We start from the raw sequence: 18,899 nt of genomic DNA, 5'->3' as shown, positions 1-18,899 counted from the left end.
TTGACCAAGGGGGGCGTTTTCGACTCTGGGACCCAGACCCGGACACACGCAGTCCGGGGGCACCGGGTCATTTTTTTCGCGAAAAACCGCCACCCGGCACGCGTGGCGAGCGCCGGTTTCGCGCGAAAACGGCGCACAACACACCCGGGCGTGTCCGCGACACCCGCCCGCTCCCGGCGGTCAGCGGGGCGGGCCGCCGTCGAGGCGGATGAGGCGGCGCTCGACCGCCGCGCTCACCGCCGCCATCCGGCTGTCCACCCCGAGCTTCGAGTAGATGTGCACCAGGTGCGTCTTCACCGTCGCCTCGCTGATGAACAGCTTCCTCGCCAGCTCCTTGTTGCCCAGGCCCTGCGCCAGCAGCTCCAGGATCTCCACCTCCCGGGCGCTCAGCGACTGCTCCGGCGCGCGGCTGCGCTGCAGCAGCCGGGATGCGATCTCCGGCGAGAGCATGGTCTTGCCCTGCGCGGCCGCCCGGATCGCCTGGAACAGCTCCTCCGGCGGGCCCGCCTTGAGCAGGTAACCGGTGGCGCCCGCGTCGATGGCGCGGGTGATGTCGGTGTCGGCGTCGTAGGTGGTCAGCACCAGCACCCGCGGCGGGGTGTCCAGCGCCAGCAGCCGCCGGGTCGCCTCCACGCCCTCGACGCCGTCGCCGAGCTGGAGGTCCATCAGCACCACATCGGGCCGGAAGGCGTCCGCCTGCCGCACGGCCTCCACCGCGGTCGCGGCCTCGCCGACGACCTCGATGCCCGCATCCCCGGCGAGCAGCGCCTGCAGCCCGGCCCGCACCACCGGGTGGTCGTCGACCACCAGCACCCGCACCGCGTCCGTCACGAGATCCCTCCCACCGGCAACGTCGCCGCCACCGCCGTGCCCTCACCGGGCCGGCTCTCCACCGCCAGCGTGCCGCCCGACTGCTCCACCCGCGCCCGCATCCCGGACAACCCGTAGCCCCGCCCGGTGCCGGGGCTCGGGGCGGCGGGGTCGAAACCGGTGCCGTCGTCGCGCACGTCCAACGTGACCTCATCGTCCAAATAGGACAACGTCACCCCGGCGATGCTCGCCGCGCTGTGCTCGCGGACGTTGGCCAGCGCGCCCTGGGCGACCCGCAGCAGCACCGCGTCGTCGGCCGCCCTGGTCGGCAGCGGCTCGCCCACCACCTCGAAGCGGACCTCCACCCCCGACTCCGCCGCGGTCCGGTCGGCCAGCTCGCGCAGCGCCTCCGGCAGCGACTGCCGTTCGAGCGCGGCCGGCGCGAGCCCGCGCACGAACCGGCGGGCCTCGGCGAGGTTGTCCTCGGCGACCTCGCCCGCGCGCCGCACGTGCTCGTTGGTGTCGCCGCCGCGCTCCGCCGCCTGCAGCAGCATGCGGATGCTGGACAGGCCCTGGGCGATCGTGTCGTGGATCTCGCGGGCCAGCCGCTCGCGCTCCCAGCTGATGCCCGCCTCGCGCTGGACTTCGGCCAGTTCACCGCGCGTGCGCACGAGCTGGTCGATCAGCGCCTTGCGGCGTTCGCTCTCCCAGCGCAGCTCCAGGAACACCGCGGTGGCCATCGTCGCGACGGCCAGCGGCACCAGCACGTCGACGACCTCGAACCTCGGCGCCAGCCGCAGCTGCCCGAAGATCACCGTCGCGGTCAGCAGCACCACGGCGATGATCAGCGGCTTGGGCCGCAGCAGTCGCAAGCAGACGAAGAACAGCGGCACCGCGCACCAGCTGAAGCTCGGCGCCACCAGCACCAGCGCGCACCAGAGGGCGACCACTGCGGCCAGCCACAACTGCCGCACGCGCTTGCTCTGCCCCCAGAAGACGACACCGAGCACGTAGACCACGACCAGCGCCCCGGAAAGGCCCAGCAGCAGCGGGGTCACGCCCGCCAGGCCGTGCGCGGCGACGTAGCGCGAAGCCGAAGACGCGAGCAGCACGAAGAAGCCCACGTGCATCGCGCGGTACAGCCAGCCTCCCGGCCGGATGTCGTCGGTCAATGCGGTCCTCTCGTCGCGTCGAAGACACGAACCTAGACGGCGCGCCCCGAGCCCGCATCAATGGATCGGTTGATCCGGGATCCACCGGGCACGGTCGTCGAACGATCCTTTCCGACGACGTCCGGAGCCCGCCTGCGACGGAAGCTTGAAGCACAAGCCAATCGGACCTAGGAGCGAATCCCGATGCAGTCCACCACCCGCAACCGCGCCATCGTCGGCACCCTGGTCGGCCTCGGCATCCTCGGTGGCGCCACCGGCCTGACCGTCGCGCAGGCCGACCCGGCCCAGCAGCAGGCGCCGCAGCGCCCGCCGGCCGCCGTCCTGCAGCAGCCGGTGCTGAGCATCGACGCCGCCACCAAGGCCGCGCAGGCCGCGCTCGACGCCGCCGAGGCCAAGGGCCAGCGCGTCACCGTGTCCATCGTGGACCGCGCGGGCAACGAGCGGGTGCGCCTGACCGGCGACGGCGCGGGCCCGCAGAGCGGCGAGTCGGCGAAGCGCAAGGCGTTCACCGCGGTCGCCTGGGGACGCGCGACCTCCGAGCTGGGCAAGCAGGCCACCGGCGACGGCGCCACGCTGCGCGACATCCCGGGCACGCTGTTCCTCGGCGGCGGCGTCCCGGTGACCGCGGGTTCGCCGATCGCGGGCATCGGCGTGGCCGGTGCGCCCAGCGGCGACCTGGACGAGGAGTTCGCCCGCGCCGGGCTGCAGGCCATCCAGGCCGAGCTGCGGTAACACCCCCCGGCCGGTCCCCGGTGTCGCCGGGGACCGGCCATCACCCGAGCAGGAGGATCCGATGAGGACCGCGCACACCGGCGCGATCGGTCGGCGAGTGGCGGTCGGGATGTTCGCCGCGATCGCGCTCGCCGCCTGCGCCCCGGCCGAGCCGCCGACGGCGCCAGCGACTCCCCCGCCGCCGCCCGCGGCACAACAACAGCCCGCCCCCGAGCAGCACCCGCCCAACCCCGCGGCGGATCAACAGCTGCTGAGCGCCGCCGACGACGGCGATCTCGAGCAGGTGCGTGCCGCGCTCGCCGCGGGCGCGAACGTCGAAGCCCGCGACGAGCGCGAGCGCACCCCGCTGCTGCTGGCCGCGCTCGCCGATCACGTCGACGTCGCCCGCGAACTGGTCAAAGCCGGTGCCGACCCCGACGCGCAGGACGACCGCCGCGACAGCGCCTTCCTGGTCACCGGCGTGACCGGCAGCGTCGCCATGCTCAAAGCGCTGCTGCCCGCCAACCCCGACTTCACGCTGACCAACCGCTTCGGCGGAACCGCGCTGATCCCGGCCGGTGAGCACGGGCACGTCGAATACGTGCGCGCGGCGGTGAAGACCGGCATCGACATCAACCACGTGAACGACCCCGGCTGGACCGCGCTGCTGGAAACCGTGGTGCTCGGCGACGGGAGCGAGCGCTACCAGCAGGTCACGCAGCTGCTCGTGGACGCGGGCGCCGACGTGAACATCCGCGACAGCAACGGGCTGACGGCGCTGCAGCACGCCGAACGCAACGGCTACACCAAGATCGCCGAGATTCTCCGCTCGGCGTCCTGATCGCGGTGGGGCGGGCCCCCGAAAATGCCCCACCGCTCCGGGTGGCGGGCAATGATGCTCTCCACCTCTCGTGAGCGTTCGTTCCGGCAAGAACCGGAACGAACGCTCACGAACCTGCCGGGCCCGGCAGGTTCGGTCACCGGTGGCGGAGGATGATCCGATGGGTATCGCACGCACCGGTGCGGTGCCTGGCGAGCGATGGCTCGCCGCCCGTGCCCCGGCGCAAATTCCCCCGTCGCCGGTGGCACCGCAGCTCAGCCCGGAAAGGATCCCGATACCGATGGCGGATCAACAGCTCCTGCAGGCGGCCCGCACCGGCGACGTCGACGCGGCCCGCGCCGCGCTCGCCGCGGGCGCGAACGTCGAAGCCCGCGACGAGCGCGAGCGCACCCCGCTGCTGCTGGCCGCGCTCGCCGATCACGTCGACGTCGCCCGCGAACTGGTCAAAGCCGGTGCCGACCCCGACGCGCAGGACGACCGCCGCGACAGCGCCTTCCTGGTCACCGGCGTGACCGGCAGCGTCGCCATGCTCAAAGCGCTGCTGCCCGCCAACCCCGACTTCACGCTGACCAACCGCTTCGGCGGAACCGCGATCATCCCGGCCAGCGAGCGCGGCCACGTCGACTACGTGCGGGCAGCGGCCCGCGCCGGACTGAACGTCGACCACGTCAACCGGCTCGGCTGGACGGCGCTGCTCGAAGCGGTGATCCTCGGCGACGGAAGCCGCCCGTACCAGGAGATCGTGCAGATCCTCCTCGACGCGGGAGCGGACGCGAACATCCCCGACCACGACGGCGTCACGGCGCTCCGGCACGCCGAGAACCACGGCTACGCCAAGATCGCCGAGATCCTCCGCTCGGCGACCTGAGCCGAGCTCAGCCGGCCCAGCCGGTGTGCTCGGCCCACTGCCAGGCCCTGGGGAGCGCCTCCGCGAACCAGGGTTCCTTGGCATCCGCGTAGGCCCCGTGGTCCGGGTCGGCGGCGTGCTCCGCCGCCACCTTCCGCTTGAGCGCGAGGTATTCGTCGCGGGCGGCTTCGTCGGTGCGCAGCCACGCCGGGAACAGCAGGGCGACGCGCTGACCCGGCGTGCCGTCGACCCGGACGTGCAAGTTCGCGTAGCGGCCCGGGTCGGCCGACGCGTGGATCCGCTTCTCCCAGAGCGCCGGATCGGGCGCGAAGGTGTGCGGGGTGTCGCCGAGGATGTGCGGCACCACCGGGAAACCCGCCTCGCCCAGCGGCCCGGCGAGCGCGTCCGCATCGGCCAGCGACCGGACCGTCAGCTGCAGGTCGATGATGTCCTTCGCGGGCAGGCCGGGCACCGAGGTGGAGCCGATGTGGTCGACCCGCACGGCCTTGTCGCCCGCCGCGCGCTCGATCCGGGCGATCAGCCGCCGCGCCTGCCGCGGCCACTCCGGATCCGGATCGACCAGCTCGGGCGCCCGCTTCGGCGGGCGGCGGCGCAGCCGCACGTTCTCCTCGAACGGCACCAACCGGCCCTGCCACAGCGCATCGACCTGGGCGTGCACGGCATCGACCGAACCGCTGTTGTCCAGCCACACGTCCGCGACCTCGCGCCGCTGCTCGGTGGTGGCCTGCGCGGCGATGCGGGCGCGGGCGTCGTCCTCCGACAAGCCGCGGTCGATCAACCGCCGCACCCGGTCGGGCTCCGGCGCATCGACGATGACCACCAGGTGGTAGTTCGGCGCGTAGCCGACCTCGACGAGCAGCGGCACGTCGTGCACCACGACCGCGTCGGCGGGCGCCTGCGCCATCCGCTCGGCCGTCAGGTCGCGGATCTTGGGGTGCGTGATCGCGTTGAGGTCCGCGCGCGCTTCGTCGTCGCCGAAGACCTTGCCCGCCAACGCCGGGCGGTTCAGCGCCCCGTCGGCGTCCAGGATGTCTTCACCGAACCGCTCGACGAGTTCGGCCAGCCCGGGCGTGCCGGGCTGCACCACCTCGCGGGCCAGCGCGTCGGCGTCGATGAGCACGGCGCCGCGCTCCACCAACCGCCGGGCCACCGTCGACTTGCCGGACCCGATTCCACCGCTCAGTCCCACCCGCAACACGAAACCCATCTTGCCAGCCGACCGGGCCGCGCGGACCGACGGTGTGAAGTGAACGGTCCGTTCACCTCGATAGACGAGACGAACAGGCCGTTCACCTCCACGACGCCGGGGAGTGGCGGACGCTGCGCCGCTGCGGGTTCCGGAAAAGACTCACGGCCCCGCACCTCGGAAGGTGCGGGGCCGTGGTGTTGCCTCAGCCGCTAGGCGTCAGGCTCACGCACCGCCGGAGAGCTTCTCCCGCAGCGCCGCCAGCTGCGCGTCGCTGGCCAGCGAGCCGCTGTCCTGCTCGTCGCTCGAAGCCGACGAGTAGTTGCCGCCACCGCTGGTCGGCTCCTCGCCGCCACCGGCCGCGGCGGCCGCAGCGGCCTCCGCGTCGGCCTGGCGGGCCTTGACGATCTGGGCGATGTGCTTCTCGTAGCGCGTGTGGGCCTCGGCGTACTGCCGCTCCCATTCCTCACGCTGCTTCTCGTAGCCCTCGGTCCACTCCTGGGTCTCCACGTCGAAGCCCTCGGGGTAGATGTAGTTGCCCTCGTTGTCGTACTCGGCCGCCATCCCGTACTGGGTGGGGTCGAACTCCGAGTCGGGGCTGAAGCCCTCGTTGGCCTGCTTCAGCGACAGCGAGATCCGGCGACGCTCCAGGTCGATGTCGATGACCTTGATCATCACCTCGTCGCCGACCTGGACGACCTGCTCCGGGATCTCCACGTGGCGCTCGGCCAGCTCGGAGATGTGGACCAGACCCTCGATGCCCTCGTCGACGCGGACGAACGCACCGAACGGCACCAGCTTGGTGACCTTGCCCGGCACGATCTGGCCGATCGCGTGGGTGCGGGCGAACTGGCGCCACGGGTCTTCCTGGGTGGCCTTCAGCGACAGCGAGACGCGCTCGCGGTCCATGTCCACGTCGAGGACCTCGACGGTGACTTCCTGGCCGACCTCGACGACCTCGCTCGGGTGGTCGATGTGCTTCCAGGACAGCTCCGAGACGTGCACCAGACCGTCAACCCCACCGAGGTCGACGAACGCACCGAAGTTGACGATGGAGGACACGACGCCCTTGCGGACCTGGCCCTTCTGCAGCTGGTTGAGGAACTCGCTGCGGACCTCGGACTGCGTCTGCTCGAGCCAGGCACGGCGGGACAGGACCACGTTGTTGCGGTTCTTGTCCAGCTCGATGATCTTGGCTTCGAGCTCGCGGCCGACGTAGGGCTGCAGGTCGCGGACACGGCGCATCTCGACCAGCGAGGCCGGCAGGAAGCCGCGCAGCCCGATGTCGAGGATGAGGCCGCCCTTGACGACCTCGATGACGGTGCCCTTGACCGGCTCGTCCTTCTCCTTGAGCTCCTCGATGGTGCCCCAGGCGCGCTCGTACTGCGCACGCTTCTTGGAGAGGATCAGCCGGCCTTCCTTGTCCTCCTTCTGGAGAACAAGCGCCTCGACGAAGTCGCCGACGGTGACGACCTCGGCGGGATCGACGTCGTGCTTGATCGACAGCTCGCGGGAGGGGATGACGCCCTCGGTCTTGTAGCCGATGTCAAGCAGCACCTCGTCGCGATCGACCTTGACGATGGTGCCCTCAACAATGTCCCCATCGTTGAAGTACTTGATGGTCTGGTCGACGGCGGCGAGGAAGTCCTCCTCCGTCCCGACGTCGTTCACTGCGACCTGCGGCTTGGTGGCGGCTGCAGTCGGGACGGTGGTGGTGTCGGTGGACATCAGGTGGGTTGCTCCGGTACGGATAGTTTGGTCGCTGGATCTACGTTGTTGCCGCGCCCCGGGCCGGGACCAGCTGACTCGCTGGACCAGCGAGATCCCACTCCGCAGACCGTCCCCACCACCGGTGCGACCCGGTAGCCGGAACCGTCGACGGAAGACCCACGACGCGGGCGGTATCGTACGCGCTTTCTCGATCGTCGGGCAAACCGCGGTACGCCCGAACGACCGACCGGTCCCGGGCGAGGAGAATGCCCCACGTCCGAGCAATACCCGATATCGGCGGGGGGAATCCTTGGCACGAGCCGATGACCCGGAACACGACGAGCTCCAGAGTAGCTCCGCGGAGCAGCTGTTGGGCACAACGGGTGTGAGCAAACGCACTGTCGACGCGGCGGAATCGCGGGGTGCGAGCCGGCTGTGGTGGGACGCCGACGCCGACGACTACCAAGCCGAGCACGGTGCGTTCCTCGGCGACAGCGACTTCATGTGGTGCCCGGAGCGGTTGCGCGAGGCCGACGCCGGACTGCTCGGCGACGTCCGCGGCAAGCGGGTGCTGGAGGTCGGCTGCGGCGCGGCGTCGTGCTCGCGGTGGCTGGCCGACCAGGGCGCGCACCCGGTGGGGCTGGACATCTCGGCCGGGATGCTGCGGCACGCGGTCGCGGGCGGCGAGCGCAGCGGGACCGCGGTGCCGCTGGTGCAGGCGAGCGCGGATTGCCTGCCGTTCGCCGGCGCCTCCTTCGACCTGGCCTGCTCGGCGTTCGGCGGGGTGCCGTTCGTGGCCGATGTCGGCGCGGTGTTCCGGGAGGTCGCGCGGGTGCTGCGGCCGGGCGGCCGGTGGGTCTTCGCGGTGACGCACCCGATGCGGTGGATCTTCCCCGACGATCCGGGGCCGACCGGGCTGACCGCCACGCACTCCTACTTCGACCGCACGCCGTACCTGGAGGTCGACGACGCGGGCCGGGCCACCTACGTCGAGCACCACCGCACCCTCGGCGATTTCGTCCGGGAGCTGGCCGGCGCCGGGTTGCGCCTGGTCGACCTGATCGAGCCGGAGTGGCCGGCGGGGCACACTCAGACCTGGGGGCAGTGGAGCCCGCTGCGCGGACGCCTGTTCCCCGGGACCGCGATCTTCGTCTGCGACCGGTAAGAGAGTGCTTCCAGGCTCGTTTTGCGTAGCGGCGCAGGTAGCGGAGGGGGTGACGATTTCGCGCGAAATCGGCGTTCGCCACGCGTGCCGGGTGACGATTTCGCGCGAAATCGCCGAACACCACAGTGCTGAGGAGAAGTCGTGGCGACTGCACAGGAGTTGATGCGGGCGCAGCTCGCGCGGTTCGCCGCGCTGGACCCGCAGCTGCCCGACGCCCACCAGCTGCCGGCCGGCGCCGAGGCGATCGTGGCCCGGATCCCCGGCGGCGGCACGGTCGCCGGGCTCGCCGCGCGGAACTCGAGCCCGCCGGGGTCGGCGCAGAGCCTTTGGCAGGCCGGCGAGGTCTTCGAACTCTTCCCGATCCTCGGCGAGCAGCCCTGCGCCGGCATGGACGCGCTGCTGCACACCTGGCGCGAGTGGCTGGCGACGCAGGCGCCGGGGCCCAATTCGGCCTGCACGGTCGTGTGGCCGAGCCGGGACGTCGAGGCGACCAGAGCGTTGCTGGATCACGGTTTCCTGCCGCTGGCCTGCCTCGCCGTGCGCCCCACCGCGCCGGTTGCATATACGAAACTATCTGGTACCGTAAACATACGTCGCGCCGGACCGGCCGACCTCGACGCCGTCGTCGAACTCACCCTCAGCGAGCTCGAATACGCGGCCATGGTCGGCACGTCGACGTACCGACCAGACGCTCCGCAGCTGAAGCGGACCGCTGCGCACGTGCGCCTGCACTCCAGCGATCCGGTGTGGCTGGCGGAGCAGAACGGAACGCCGGTCGCGGTCGCGGAGTGCGGCTGGGTCGACACCGCCAAGTCACCCGGTGGCTCCCGGCTCAGGCCCGGCACGTGGGCGTACGTCAACTGCGTGTCGGTGCAGGAGAAACTCCGCGGCACCGGCGTCGGCCAGCAGCTGATGGCCACGGCTCACAACGAGTTCGCGCGTGCCGGAGCCGTCGGCAGCTTCCTGTACTACAACCCGCCCAACCCGTTGTCCTCGGTGTTCTGGCCCCGTCAGGGCTACCGGCCGCTGTGGACGATGTGGGAGGTGCGCCCGGCCACCGCGCTGCGCTGAGGCTCGCGCGGCCGGCGCACCGGTCGTGAAAGCCGAGGAGACTGCGTGGAGATCGTCGCCACCGGCGTCGAGGTCATCGGAGCGCACGGGACGCTGCTGGCGCCCACAACGCTACGGGCCCGGACCGGGCAGGTCCTGCTGGTCGCGGGCGACCCGAACTCCGGCCGCACCGCGCTGGCCCTGGCCCTCTCCGGTCGACTGCGCCCCACCCGCGGCACCGTGCGCCTGGACGGCGCCATCGACGCGAGCGCGCTGCGGCGCAGCGTCGCGGTCGTCGACGCGCCGCAGATCACCGAGCCCGACGACGCGCTGGCGGTGCGCGACGTCGTCGCCGAAGGCCTGAGCCTGGCGGGCCGCAGATCCGGCCGCCGCCGGGCCCGGGACTGGCTGTCGGCCCGCGACTGGCTCCCCGAAGGCGCCGGCGAGCAGCGCTTCGAGCACCTGGCCGGGTACGAGCGCACCCGGCTGCTGACCGAACTCGCCTGCGAGGGCCGCGCCACCAAGGCCCTGGTGCTGGACTGCCCCGACCGCCACGGCGGCGACCCCACGGGCTGGTACTCCCTCGCCGCCCGCCAAGCCGAGCGCGGCCTCGCCGTGATCGCGCTCTGCTCCCCGCACTCCACCGACAAGCTGGGCATCTCGCCCGCCCGCGTCGGCACGGACAACCCCGAACAGTCCACTCTGGATTCTGCTGAAGGTCTGCGATGACTACATTCCGGCTCGCCGCCACCGAGCTGCGCCGCCTCACTTCGGGCAAACTGCCCAAGCTCGCGCTGCTCGCGGTCACCCTGGTGCCGCTGCTGTACGGCGCGATGTACATCTACGCGAACTGGGATCCCTACGGGAAGCTCGACTCGGTGCCCGCGGCCGTGGTCGTCGAAGACGCCGGCGCGCAGCGCGAGGACGGCACGCGGCTGGACGCCGGCCAGGACGTCTACCAGGAGCTCCTGGATTCCGGCACCTTCGACTGGACCCGCACCGACGCGCAGGAGGCGCAGGACGGCGTCGCCAGCGGCCGGTACACGTTCGCGCTGGTGGTGCCGAAGGACTTCTCCGGGGCGCTGGTCTCCCCCGCCGACTTCGAGCCGCGGCAGGCGAAGCTGCGGCTGATCACCAACGACGCCAACAACTACCTGGTCGGCACCATCGCCGACAAGGTGGCCTCCGAGGTGCGCAAGGGGGTCGCGGCCAGCGCCGGGACCGAGGCGGCGAACCAGTTCCTGCTCGGGTTCAGCACCGTGCACGACAAGACCGCAGAGGCCGCCGACGGCGCTGGCCAGCTCGCCGACGGCGCGGGCCAGCTCCGCGACGGGCTCGGGGAAGCCCGGCAGGGCACCGACCAACTGGCGTCCGGCGCGCACCAGCTCGTCGACGGCCAGACCAAGCTCGCCGACGGCGCCAACCGGCTCAGCGACGGCACCCAGCAGCTGCGCGGCGGCCTCACCGAACTGCAGCGGTCGACCGCGCCGCTGCCGGAGCAGACCGCCAAGCTCGCCGACGGCGCAGCGCAGGTCGCCGCCGGCAACGAGCAGCTCGCTTCCAAGGCGGAGACGCTCGGCGGGCTCTCGCAGGAGATCGTCGACAACCTCAGCTCGACCAAGAAGGACATCGCCGACCAGCTCCGCAAGAACGGGGTGGACGAGGACGCGGTGCAGCGCATCGTCGCGGGCATCGACGAGCTCAACAAGCCCATCACCGACGCCAACGGCAAGGTGCAGACGCAGGTCGGCCAGTTGCGGAAGCTCGCCGACGGCTCCCAGCAGGTCGCCGACGGCAACCGCGCGCTGGCCAACGCGATGCCGACGATGACCAACGGCATCGGACGCCTCGCCGACGGTGCCGTCCAGGTCGACAACGGCGCGCAGCAGCTCAGCTCCGGTGAGCGGCAAGCGCTGGCGGGCACCAAGCAGCTCAGCAGCGGCGCGGACCAGCTCGCGGGCGGCACCAAGCAGCTCTCCGACGGCTCCGGCGAGCTCGCGGACGGTTCGAGCACGCTCGCGACGAAGCTGGGCGAGGGCCTGAACGAGATCCCGAACCCCGACGAGGACACCCGCAACGCCACCGCGGACACCATCGGCGACCCGGTCGCCATCGACACCATGGCCCAGGTCAAGGCCGGCACCTACGGGGCCGGGCTGGCACCGTTCTTCATGGGCCTGGCGCTGTGGATCGGCGGTTTCGTGCTGTTCCTGCTGATGCGCCCGCTGTCCAGCCGCGCGCTCGCCGCCGGGGTCGCGCCCTGGCGGGTCGCGATCGGCGGCTGGCTGCCCGCGGCGATCGTCGGGTTCGTGCAGGCCGTGCTGCTCTACCTGGTCGTCGTCTTCGGGGTGGGCGTGCAGCCGGCGCACACCTGGTGGACGCTCGGATTCCTGATCCTCACGTCGTTCGCCTTCACCGCGGTGGTGCACGCGCTCAACGCGGCGTTCGGACCGAAGGGCAAGTTCATCGCCCTGGTCGTCCTGGTGCTGCAGCTGGTCACCGCGGGCGGCACGTTCCCGTGGCAGACGATCCCGGAGCCGTTGCACCCGCTGCACCAGGTGCTGCCGCTGGGCTACGTCGTCAACGGCCTGCGCCACCTGCTCTACGGCGGGGCGGGCACGGCGGCGGCGACGACCGCGGCCGGTGTCCTGCTGTGCTACCTGGTGGCGTCGCTGCTGCTGAGCACGATCGCGGCCTGGCGCCAGCGCGTCTGGACGCCCACCCGCCTCAAGCCCGAACTGTCCCTCTGAGCTAGTTGTTTCCAGACTTGCTCTGCGTGACGGTGCGGGTAGCGGCCCCCCTGCGGGAATTACGGTCGTCTTCTCGCTGTGGGATCCCCGACATCATGTATGTCCAATACACCACATCGGGGCTGTCCTCGCGAGAAGACCCCTGAGAACCCGCGGCGGTGCGAGTTGCGAGGGTGGGCTAAGCGGCTGCGCCGCTTCAAAGACAAAACCCCGCGATACGCCTGTGGGGGTGGCGATTTCGCGCGAAATCGACCCTCGACGTGCCAGCCGGCACCGGCGCGCGAATCAGGTCAGCGGGATCGCGACCTCCATGCCGACCGCGTCGCCGGTCTCGTCGAGCCGCCCGACCTGGCGCATCGCCGCGAGGTCCAGGTCGACCCCGCGCCGCTCGGCCTCGGCCAGCAGCGCGACGACGGCAGGATGCACCGCCGAGTCGATGACCGCCACGCCGTCGTCGTGCCGCCAGCCCACCACGAGCTCCGGCCCCGCCCGGACCTCGCCGCGCACGACCGCCAGCCCCGGAATCCCCTGGTCCGCGGGCATCGGCCGAGCGACCGGCCAGCAGCACAGCAGCTCGACGTCGCCCTCTGTGGAACCGGCGCGGATCGACGACCAGAACGGGCCGACCGGCGCGTTGTCAGCCGCCGCCAACGCCTCCCACAACGCGCCGAAGGCGGCGTTCGCCTGCTCGTCGGTCAACTCCTCGTCAGCGCCGTCGGAGACCGGCAGCGCCGCCCCCACCCAGTGCTGCGCGCCGGCCTGCCGCTCCTGGATCTCCCAGGCCGGCGCGTCGCCGTCGAGCAACGCCGTCGCCGCCTCCAGCGCGGCGTCCTGCCGCCGCCGCTCCTCGGCCAGCCGGGCCCGGTGCTCTTCGAGCACCTCGACCGCCTCGCGCCGACCGAGCAGCGCACGCTCGGCCTCGGCCAGCCCGACGCCGGCCGCGCGCAACGCCTTCAGCCGGATCCCCATCTCCAGCTGGCCCGCCGAGTAGCGGCGGTAGTTCGACCACGGATCGACCGCGGCGGGCTTCAGCAGCCCCTGCTTGTCGTACAGCCGCAACGCCTTCGCGCTCAAACCGGTCAACTGCGCGAAATCCCCAATACCGAGCATGCGTCCAGTCTGGACCTTGCCCCGGGGACAGAGTCCAACCTCGTCAGTTCGGCCAGGCGAGGGCCTCGTCGGTGCGGCGCGACGCGCCCCGCGACCGGTCGACGCCGGGCTTGCCCCACTGGCTCGACCCGGTGAGGAAGATCCGCCGGGTGCACAGCAGATCCCGCAGCGTCACCAGCACGCACATCTCGTAGACGGCGCGGTCGATGCGCCCTTCCCGATCCACCACGGCATCCCGCCACTCCTCCGGAACCACGTCGTCCAGCGGGATGTCGCCGGGTGAGTCGTAGAAGCGGCCCTTGCCCCAGGACGCGGTGTAGTCGCCGACCAGCTCGCCGAGCGCCGCCATGATCGGCCAGCAGCCGACGTCCCGGCAGCGGAACTCCAGGCCCGCCAGCATCAGCCGTAGAACCTGTTGGTAGTGCGCGGAATACGCGCCCCGCAACACCGTGCGCTTGCGCCGGCTGCGCACGGCGTCGCGGGCCTCGCTGTCGCGCGTCAGCTGTCTGAGCAGCTTCTCGCCGGCGATCGGGTACAGAACCGCTCGCACGGTGTCGTCGGGACGATCCAGGGCGGCCCGGGCCAACTCGACCAGGAGCAGCTCCCGCGCCTGCGTGTGCGACGTGGCTTCGGCGGCCACGTCGAGCCGCTGCTCCACCCGCTGCCGGAGTTGTTGCAGCAGGCCGACCAGCACTCGCCCGAGCAGATCGGTGATCTCCTTGCGGCGCACGGAACACAGCGCACCCAGCAACGTCACCCGCACCGCTCGCGGCTGCGACCGCAGCTCCTCGTGGCGCGCGCGGGCCGCCCGCACGCACCACGCCTCCACCAGTTCCGCCGGAACGTCGTCGAAGACCTCCGCCGGAAGCCGGAGCGCCTGCACCACGGCCTGCTTGTCGGCTTCCTTCAGGAGCGCGCCCAGCCAGGCCTGGCCCGCGGTGTTCTCCTCCAGGTCGACCAGCAGCTCGGACGGCAACCCCAGCGCCTGCAACGACATCAGGCTGTCGATCTCCAGCAGGAGTTCCCGCAGGTCGATCCGGCCCACCTCGGACCGCAGCTCGGCCAGCGACCACTCTGGATGCTCCGGGGGATCCGCCAGCAGCACCTCCAACTGGTCCGCCGAGTCGCCCATGCGAACGGCGACGCGGTGGCAGAGCAGCCTTTCGAAGTCCTGTAAGACCCGGCTCGCCACCTCCCGGGCCTGGTCGGGCCCGGGAGGCTCGACCTCGGTCGCGCGGCAGTGCGCGATCAGCGCGGTGGCGAGCTCGTCCCGGCCTCGCCCCGGCCGGATGGTCTCGTCCGTCAGCCACGCCAGCCACTGCCACTCGTCGCCCAGGCCCACCGGGCATCTGAGCGCATCCTCTAGCTGCCCCGTCAGGAGCTCAACTGTGTCCCTCGTGAAACCCGAGGTCGAATGCACTTTCACAACCCCGCCCCATGCCCCCAGCACGGATCTTGCCCCGTTGCGCGCAAAGGTAGCGTCAACGCCGGTGCCACGATCGAGCGATCACGACACGCCGGGCGGGCGCGGGGCGGGAAGGGGTGCTACTCGGCCGCGGTTTCCTCGGCGGCGTCGTCGTAGCGGGCGATCTCGAGCAGGTTGCCGTCCGGATCGCGCAGGTAGAGCGAGGTGATCGGGCCCTCCGCACCGATCCGGCTGACCGGGCCCTCCTCGATGCGCACCTCGTTCGCGCGCAGGTGCTCCTGCACCTCGGCGAGCGGGTTGGGCGTGACGAAGCACAGGTTCGCCGAGCCGGGCACCGGGTGCGTCGCGGTCGGCTCCACCAGCTCGCTGGCGGCGTGCAGCTTGATCGTCTGCCTGCCGAAGCTCACGGCGCGCCGCTCACCGGGGAACTCCACCGGCGTCATGCCGAGGATCTGCTCGTAGAACTCCACTGCCCGATCGACATCGGCGACGGTGAGGACCAGGTGGTCCACTCTGTCGATGCTGATCATGCTCCTCCTCGGGGTTGGCGCGGATGGCCGCGCCCGACCGACGCCCGGTCTGCACGCATCCGGAAACGCGCGTACGGCAGGCTATCCGCACCGATTCGGCGGGGGGTCGGGCGGGGCCACCGACGGTGACATCCGCCATTCAAAGGGGTTACGCCGCACTGACTCCGGCGAGTGACCACTTCGTGACAGCGCCGAAACGCGAACTCAATGAGTGACGGCCGCCACCCGGGCATGCCTCAGTGCGCGGCGGCGTCCCAGGAGCGGCCGACGCCGACCGAGACCTCCAGCGGCACGTCCAGCTCGTAGGCCGAACCCATCTGCTCACGCACCAGCTTCTCCACCTCGTCCCGCTCGCCGTCGACGACCTCGATGATCAGTTCGTCGTGCACCTGCAGCAGCATCCGCGACCGCATGCCGCTGTCCCGCAACGCGCGGTGCACGCCCAGCATCGCGACCTTGATGATGTCGGCCGCGCTGCCCTGGATCGGCGCGTTGAGCGCCATCCGCTCGGCCATCTCCCTCCGCTGCCGGTTGTCGCTGGTCAGGTCCGGCAGGTAGCGGCGGCGACCCAGGATCGTCGACGTGTAACCGTCCTTGCGCGCCTGGTCGACGACCTCCCGCAGGTAGTCGCGGACCCGGCCGAACCGGGCGAAGTAGGCGTCCATCTGCGCCTTGGCGTCCTCGGCGGAGATCCGCAGCTGCTGCGCCAGCCCGTACGCCGACAGGCCGTAGGCCAGGCCGTAGGACATCGCCTTGACCCGGCGGCGCAGCTCCTGGTCGACCTCGTCGATCGGCACCCCGAACGCCTTGGACGCGACGTAGTTGTGCAGGTCCTCGCCGGTGCGGAACGCCTCGATGAGCCCCTCGTCGCCGGAGAGGTGCGCCATGATGCGCATCTCGATCTGGCTGTAGTCGGCGGTCATCAGCTCCGCGTACCCGCCGCCGACGACGAAGACCTCCCGGATCCGGCGGCCCTCCTCGGTGCGGATCGGGATGTTCTGCAGGTTCGGGTCCGTCGAGGACAGCCGGCCGGTGGCGGCGATGGTCTGGTTCAGCGTCGTGTGGATCCGCCCGTCGTCCGAAATGGACTTCACCAGGCCGTCCACAGTGGTCTTCAACCGGGTGGCGTCGCGGTGCTCCAGCATGTGCTGCAGGAACGGGTGCTCGGTCTTCTCGTACAGCGACTGCAGCGCCTCGGCGTCGGTGGTGTAGCCGGTCTTGGTGCGCTTGGTCTTCGGCATGTTCAGCTCGTCGAAGAGCACCACCTGAAGCTGCTTCGGCGAGCCGAGGTTGATCTCCTTGCCGATCACGCCATAAGCGTCCTGCGCCGCCTGCTTGACCCGCGCGGCGAAGCGCGCACCCAGCTCGGCGAGCTGCTCGGCGTCGACCGCGATGCCGGCGCCCTCCAACTCGCTGAGCACCACCAGCAGCGGCAGCTCCAGGTCGGTGAGCAGCGCGCGGCTGTCGATGCGGTCCAGCTCCGCGTCCAGCGCGTCGGCCAGCTCCGCCACCGCGCGCGCCTTCACCAGCTCGGTCGAGGCGGCCTTCTCCTTGGTCTCCGCCTCGTCCTCCAGCAGCGACAGCTGCCCGTCGTCGTCGCCCTGCTCCGCGCGCAGCTCGCGCTGCAGGTAGCGGACCACCAGGTCCGGCAGCTCGAAGGACCGCTGCCCGGGCCGCACCAGGTACGCGGCCAGCGCGGTGTCGCTGGTCAGGCCCGCCACCGTCCAGCCGCGGTCGCGGATGGCGTGCAGCGGCCCCTTGACGTCGTGCGCCGCCTTCGTCGTCGCCGGGTCGGCCAGCCAGGCCGCCAGCGCCTGCTCGTCCTCCTGGGTCAGGGCGGCGACGTCGACGAACACGCCCGCGCCGTCGGCGGTGGCCAGCGCGACGCCGGTCAGGTCGCCGTGACCGCGGGCCCACTGGCCGGTGCACGCCAGCCCGACCCGGTTGCCGTTGCGGGCGTGCTTGTCCAGCCACCCGGCCAGCTGACCGGGCTGCACGACGCCGCCGGAGATCTCGAAGCCCTCCTCGACCTCGGGCTCGGCGCTGGAGAGCGTCGCGAACAGCCGGTCGCGCAGCACCCGGAACTCCAGGTCGTCGAACAGCCGGTGCACCGCGTCGCGGTCCCAGGCCCGCACCGCCAGGTCCGGCGGCGCCAGCTCCAGCTCCACGTCGCGGACCAGCTCGGTCAGCTGCCGGTTGAGCAGCACCGACGACAGGTGCTCGCGCAGCGAGTCGCCGACCTTGCCCTTGACCTCGTCGACCCGGTCCACCAGGTCGGCCAGCGAGCCGAACTGCTGGATCCACTTGGTGACGGTCTTCTCCCCCACGCCCGGGATCTTCGGCAGGTTGTCCGACGGGTCGCCGCGCAGCGCCGCGAAGTCCGGGTACTGCTGCGGCGTGAGGCCGTACTTGTCCTCGACGGCCTGCGGCGTGAAGCGGGTGAGCTCCGAGACGCCCTTCGTCGGGTACAGCACCGTCACGTCGTCGGTGACCAGCTGCAGCGCGTCCCGGTCGCCGGTACAGATGGCGACCTTGAAGTCCGCCGCGGTGGCCTGGGTGGTCAGCGTCGCGATGACGTCGTCGGCCTCGAAGTTCTCCTTGCTCAGCACCGGGATGTTCAGCGCGCCGAGGACGTCCTGGATCAGGCTGACCTGGCCGCGGAACTCGTCCGGGGTGGCGCTGCGGTTGGCCTTGTACTCGGTGAAGGCCTCGCTGCGGAAGGTCTTGCGGGAGACGTCGAAGGCGACCGCGAGGTGCGTGGGCTGCTCGTCGCGGAGCAGGTTGATCAGCATCGAGGTGAAGCCGTAGACCGCGTTGGTGTGCTGGCCCGTGCCGGTCTGGAAGTTCTCCTTCGGCAGGGCGTAGAAGGCGCGGTAGGCCATCGAGTGGCCGTCGATGAGCAGCAGGCGTCGGTCCTCGGAATGCGTCACGGCGGCGAGTCTAGGCTGAAGCTCTGACAGCTTGTACCGGAGGCGACAGGAGGACCCAGGCGTGGCTGCGCTCAACGACGGCAATGCTGTGACCAGCGAGAACGACCGGTTGAACCGGGTGCTGACGGCCGCCGAGGAGCAACTCACCGCGCTGATGGGCATCGAAATCGTCGATTGGGCCCCCGATCGGGTGGTCGGCACCATGCCGGTCGCCGGCAACCGCCAGCCCTACGGGCTGCTGCACGGCGGCGCGAACGCGGTGCTGGCGGAAACCGTGGGCTCCATCGCCGCCGCGCTGCACGCGGGCGACGAGCGGATCGCCGTGGGCCTGGAGCTGACCTGCACGCACCACCGCGCGGTCACCGAGGGCGTGGTCACCGGCATCGCCACGCCGGTGCACCTGGGCCGCGCGACGGCGACCTACGACATCGTGATCACCGACGAGAAGGACCGGCGGACCTGCTCGGCGCGCTTGACCTGCGTCCTGCGCGACCAGCCCCCGGGGCAGTAGCCCAGCCCGGCCAAAGCACGGGGCCGGGGGGGGGGGGGGGGGGGGGGGGGGGGAAAAAAAAAAAAAAGAGAGAAAGAAAAAAAAACGAAAAAAAGAGGGGGCCACAAAAAAAAGAGAAGAGGAAGTAGC

General features: G+C 71.3%; 16 protein-coding genes. 8 read left to right on the top strand and 8 right to left on the bottom strand.

The genetic code is table 11. The features are described from left to right. Positions 1-180: 180 nt before the first annotated feature. Together AC07EQ_RS17705 and AC07EQ_RS17700 are read right to left on the bottom strand one after the other, a co-directional pair. On the bottom strand, positions 181-831 hold the full coding sequence (locus tag AC07EQ_RS17705; RefSeq protein ID WP_478388993.1) for a response regulator: 651 nt from the start codon (positions 829-831) through the stop codon (positions 181-183). After that, positions 828-1,982: a sensor histidine kinase gene (locus AC07EQ_RS17700; protein WP_478388992.1), complete on the bottom strand. Its 1,155-nt coding sequence runs from the start codon at positions 1,980-1,982 to the stop codon at positions 828-830. The genes AC07EQ_RS17705 and AC07EQ_RS17700 overlap by 4 nt, the downstream gene beginning before the upstream one ends. Positions 1,983-2,165: 183 nt before the next feature. Here AC07EQ_RS17700 and AC07EQ_RS17695 point away from each other — a divergent pair, with 183 nt between their 5' ends. The 3 genes from AC07EQ_RS17695 (at position 2,166) to AC07EQ_RS17685 (ending at position 4,402) form a co-directional block, all read left to right on the top strand. Continuing rightward, a complete protein-coding gene (locus AC07EQ_RS17695) occupies positions 2,166-2,714 on the top strand; it encodes a GlcG/HbpS family heme-binding protein (RefSeq protein WP_478388991.1) in 549 nt (182 codons plus the stop codon). A gap of 61 nt (positions 2,715-2,775) precedes the next feature. After that, the gene (locus AC07EQ_RS17690; RefSeq protein WP_478388990.1) at positions 2,776-3,534 is read left to right on the top strand and encodes an ankyrin repeat domain-containing protein; all 759 of its coding nucleotides are present in this window, start codon (positions 2,776-2,778) and stop codon (positions 3,532-3,534) included. Positions 3,535-3,814: 280 nt separating this feature from the next. After that, the gene (locus AC07EQ_RS17685; protein WP_478388989.1) at positions 3,815-4,402 is read left to right on the top strand and encodes an ankyrin repeat domain-containing protein; all 588 of its coding nucleotides are present in this window, start codon (positions 3,815-3,817) and stop codon (positions 4,400-4,402) included. A gap of 7 nt (positions 4,403-4,409) precedes the next feature. On the opposite strand, the gene coaE is transcribed toward AC07EQ_RS17685, so the two are convergent. Both coaE and rpsA read right to left on the bottom strand, forming a co-directional pair. After that, entirely contained in the window at positions 4,410-5,600 is a 1,191-nt protein-coding gene (coaE, locus tag AC07EQ_RS17680) for a dephospho-CoA kinase (protein ID WP_478389150.1), read from the bottom strand. A 213-nt stretch (positions 5,601-5,813) separates the two neighbouring features. Beyond that, a complete protein-coding gene (gene rpsA / locus AC07EQ_RS17675) occupies positions 5,814-7,316 on the bottom strand; it encodes a 30S ribosomal protein S1 (protein ID WP_478388988.1) in 1,503 nt (500 codons plus the stop codon). Positions 7,317-7,608: 292 nt separating this feature from the next. Here rpsA and AC07EQ_RS17670 point away from each other — a divergent pair, with 292 nt between their 5' ends. From AC07EQ_RS17670 to AC07EQ_RS17655, 4 genes are all read left to right on the top strand, one after another. Then, positions 7,609-8,463: a class I SAM-dependent methyltransferase gene (locus AC07EQ_RS17670; protein WP_478388987.1), complete on the top strand. Its 855-nt coding sequence runs from the start codon at positions 7,609-7,611 to the stop codon at positions 8,461-8,463. 141 nt (positions 8,464-8,604) lie between these two features. Continuing rightward, positions 8,605-9,534: an N-acetyltransferase family protein gene (locus AC07EQ_RS17665; protein ID WP_478388986.1), complete on the top strand. Its 930-nt coding sequence runs from the start codon at positions 8,605-8,607 to the stop codon at positions 9,532-9,534. A 45-nt stretch (positions 9,535-9,579) separates the two neighbouring features. After that, the gene (locus tag AC07EQ_RS17660; RefSeq protein ID WP_478388985.1) at positions 9,580-10,242 is read left to right on the top strand and encodes an ATP-binding cassette domain-containing protein; all 663 of its coding nucleotides are present in this window, start codon (positions 9,580-9,582) and stop codon (positions 10,240-10,242) included. Next, positions 10,239-12,263 carry a YhgE/Pip family protein gene (locus AC07EQ_RS17655; RefSeq protein ID WP_478388984.1) on the top strand — a complete coding sequence of 675 codons (2,025 nt, stop codon included), beginning with the start codon at positions 10,239-10,241 and terminating at the stop codon, positions 12,261-12,263. The genes AC07EQ_RS17660 and AC07EQ_RS17655 overlap by 4 nt, the downstream gene beginning before the upstream one ends. 285 nt (positions 12,264-12,548) lie before the next feature. Here the strand turns inward: AC07EQ_RS17655 and AC07EQ_RS17650 are convergent, their stop codons facing one another. The 4 genes from AC07EQ_RS17650 to polA all read right to left on the bottom strand — a co-directional run bounded on the left by AC07EQ_RS17650 (position 12,549) and on the right by polA (position 18,211). Continuing rightward, on the bottom strand, positions 12,549-13,373 hold the full coding sequence (locus AC07EQ_RS17650) for a MerR family DNA-binding transcriptional regulator (RefSeq protein ID WP_478388983.1): 825 nt from the start codon (positions 13,371-13,373) through the stop codon (positions 12,549-12,551). 43 nt (positions 13,374-13,416) lie between these two features. Next, positions 13,417-14,715, bottom strand: a complete 1,299-nt coding sequence (locus tag AC07EQ_RS17645) for a Tn3 family transposase (protein WP_478388982.1) — start codon at positions 14,713-14,715, stop codon at positions 13,417-13,419. Between the two features lie 203 nt (positions 14,716-14,918). Beyond that, positions 14,919-15,329, bottom strand: coding sequence for a VOC family protein (locus tag AC07EQ_RS17640; protein WP_478388981.1), 411 nt, complete (start codon positions 15,327-15,329; stop codon positions 14,919-14,921). A gap of 236 nt (positions 15,330-15,565) precedes the next feature. Then, positions 15,566-18,211, bottom strand: a complete 2,646-nt coding sequence (gene polA / locus AC07EQ_RS17635) for a DNA polymerase I (protein ID WP_478389149.1) — start codon at positions 18,209-18,211, stop codon at positions 15,566-15,568. Positions 18,212-18,347: 136 nt separating this feature from the next. Here polA and AC07EQ_RS17630 point away from each other — a divergent pair, with 136 nt between their 5' ends. After that, positions 18,348-18,770, top strand: a complete 423-nt coding sequence (locus AC07EQ_RS17630; RefSeq protein ID WP_235883704.1) for a PaaI family thioesterase — start codon at positions 18,348-18,350, stop codon at positions 18,768-18,770. Positions 18,771-18,899 lie beyond the last annotated feature (129 nt).

The sequence above is a fragment of the Saccharopolyspora sp. NPDC045839 genome, assembly GCF_056431645.1.
This window is presented reverse-complemented; position numbering and strand designations above follow the sequence as displayed.

Excerpts from the sequence above, each read along its gene's own strand:
- AC07EQ_RS17695 (WP_478388991.1), top strand. The coding sequence starts at position 2,166 with ATGCAGTCCACCACCCGCAACCGCGCCATCGTCGGCACCCTGGTCGGC.
- polA (WP_478389149.1), bottom strand. The coding sequence starts at position 18,211 with ATGGCCTACCGCGCCTTCTACGCCCTGCCGAAGGAGAACTTCCAGACC.
- AC07EQ_RS17655 (WP_478388984.1), top strand. The coding sequence starts at position 10,239 with ATGACTACATTCCGGCTCGCCGCCACCGAGCTGCGCCGCCTCACTTCG.
- AC07EQ_RS17650 (WP_478388983.1), bottom strand. The coding sequence starts at position 13,373 with ATGCTCGGTATTGGGGATTTCGCGCAGTTGACCGGTTTGAGCGCGAAG.
- rpsA (WP_478388988.1), bottom strand. The coding sequence starts at position 7,316 with ATGTCCACCGACACCACCACCGTCCCGACTGCAGCCGCCACCAAGCCG.
- AC07EQ_RS17690 (WP_478388990.1), top strand. The coding sequence starts at position 2,776 with ATGAGGACCGCGCACACCGGCGCGATCGGTCGGCGAGTGGCGGTCGGG.
- AC07EQ_RS17640 (WP_478388981.1), bottom strand. The coding sequence starts at position 15,329 with ATGATCAGCATCGACAGAGTGGACCACCTGGTCCTCACCGTCGCCGAT.
- AC07EQ_RS17685 (WP_478388989.1), top strand. The coding sequence starts at position 3,815 with ATGGCGGATCAACAGCTCCTGCAGGCGGCCCGCACCGGCGACGTCGAC.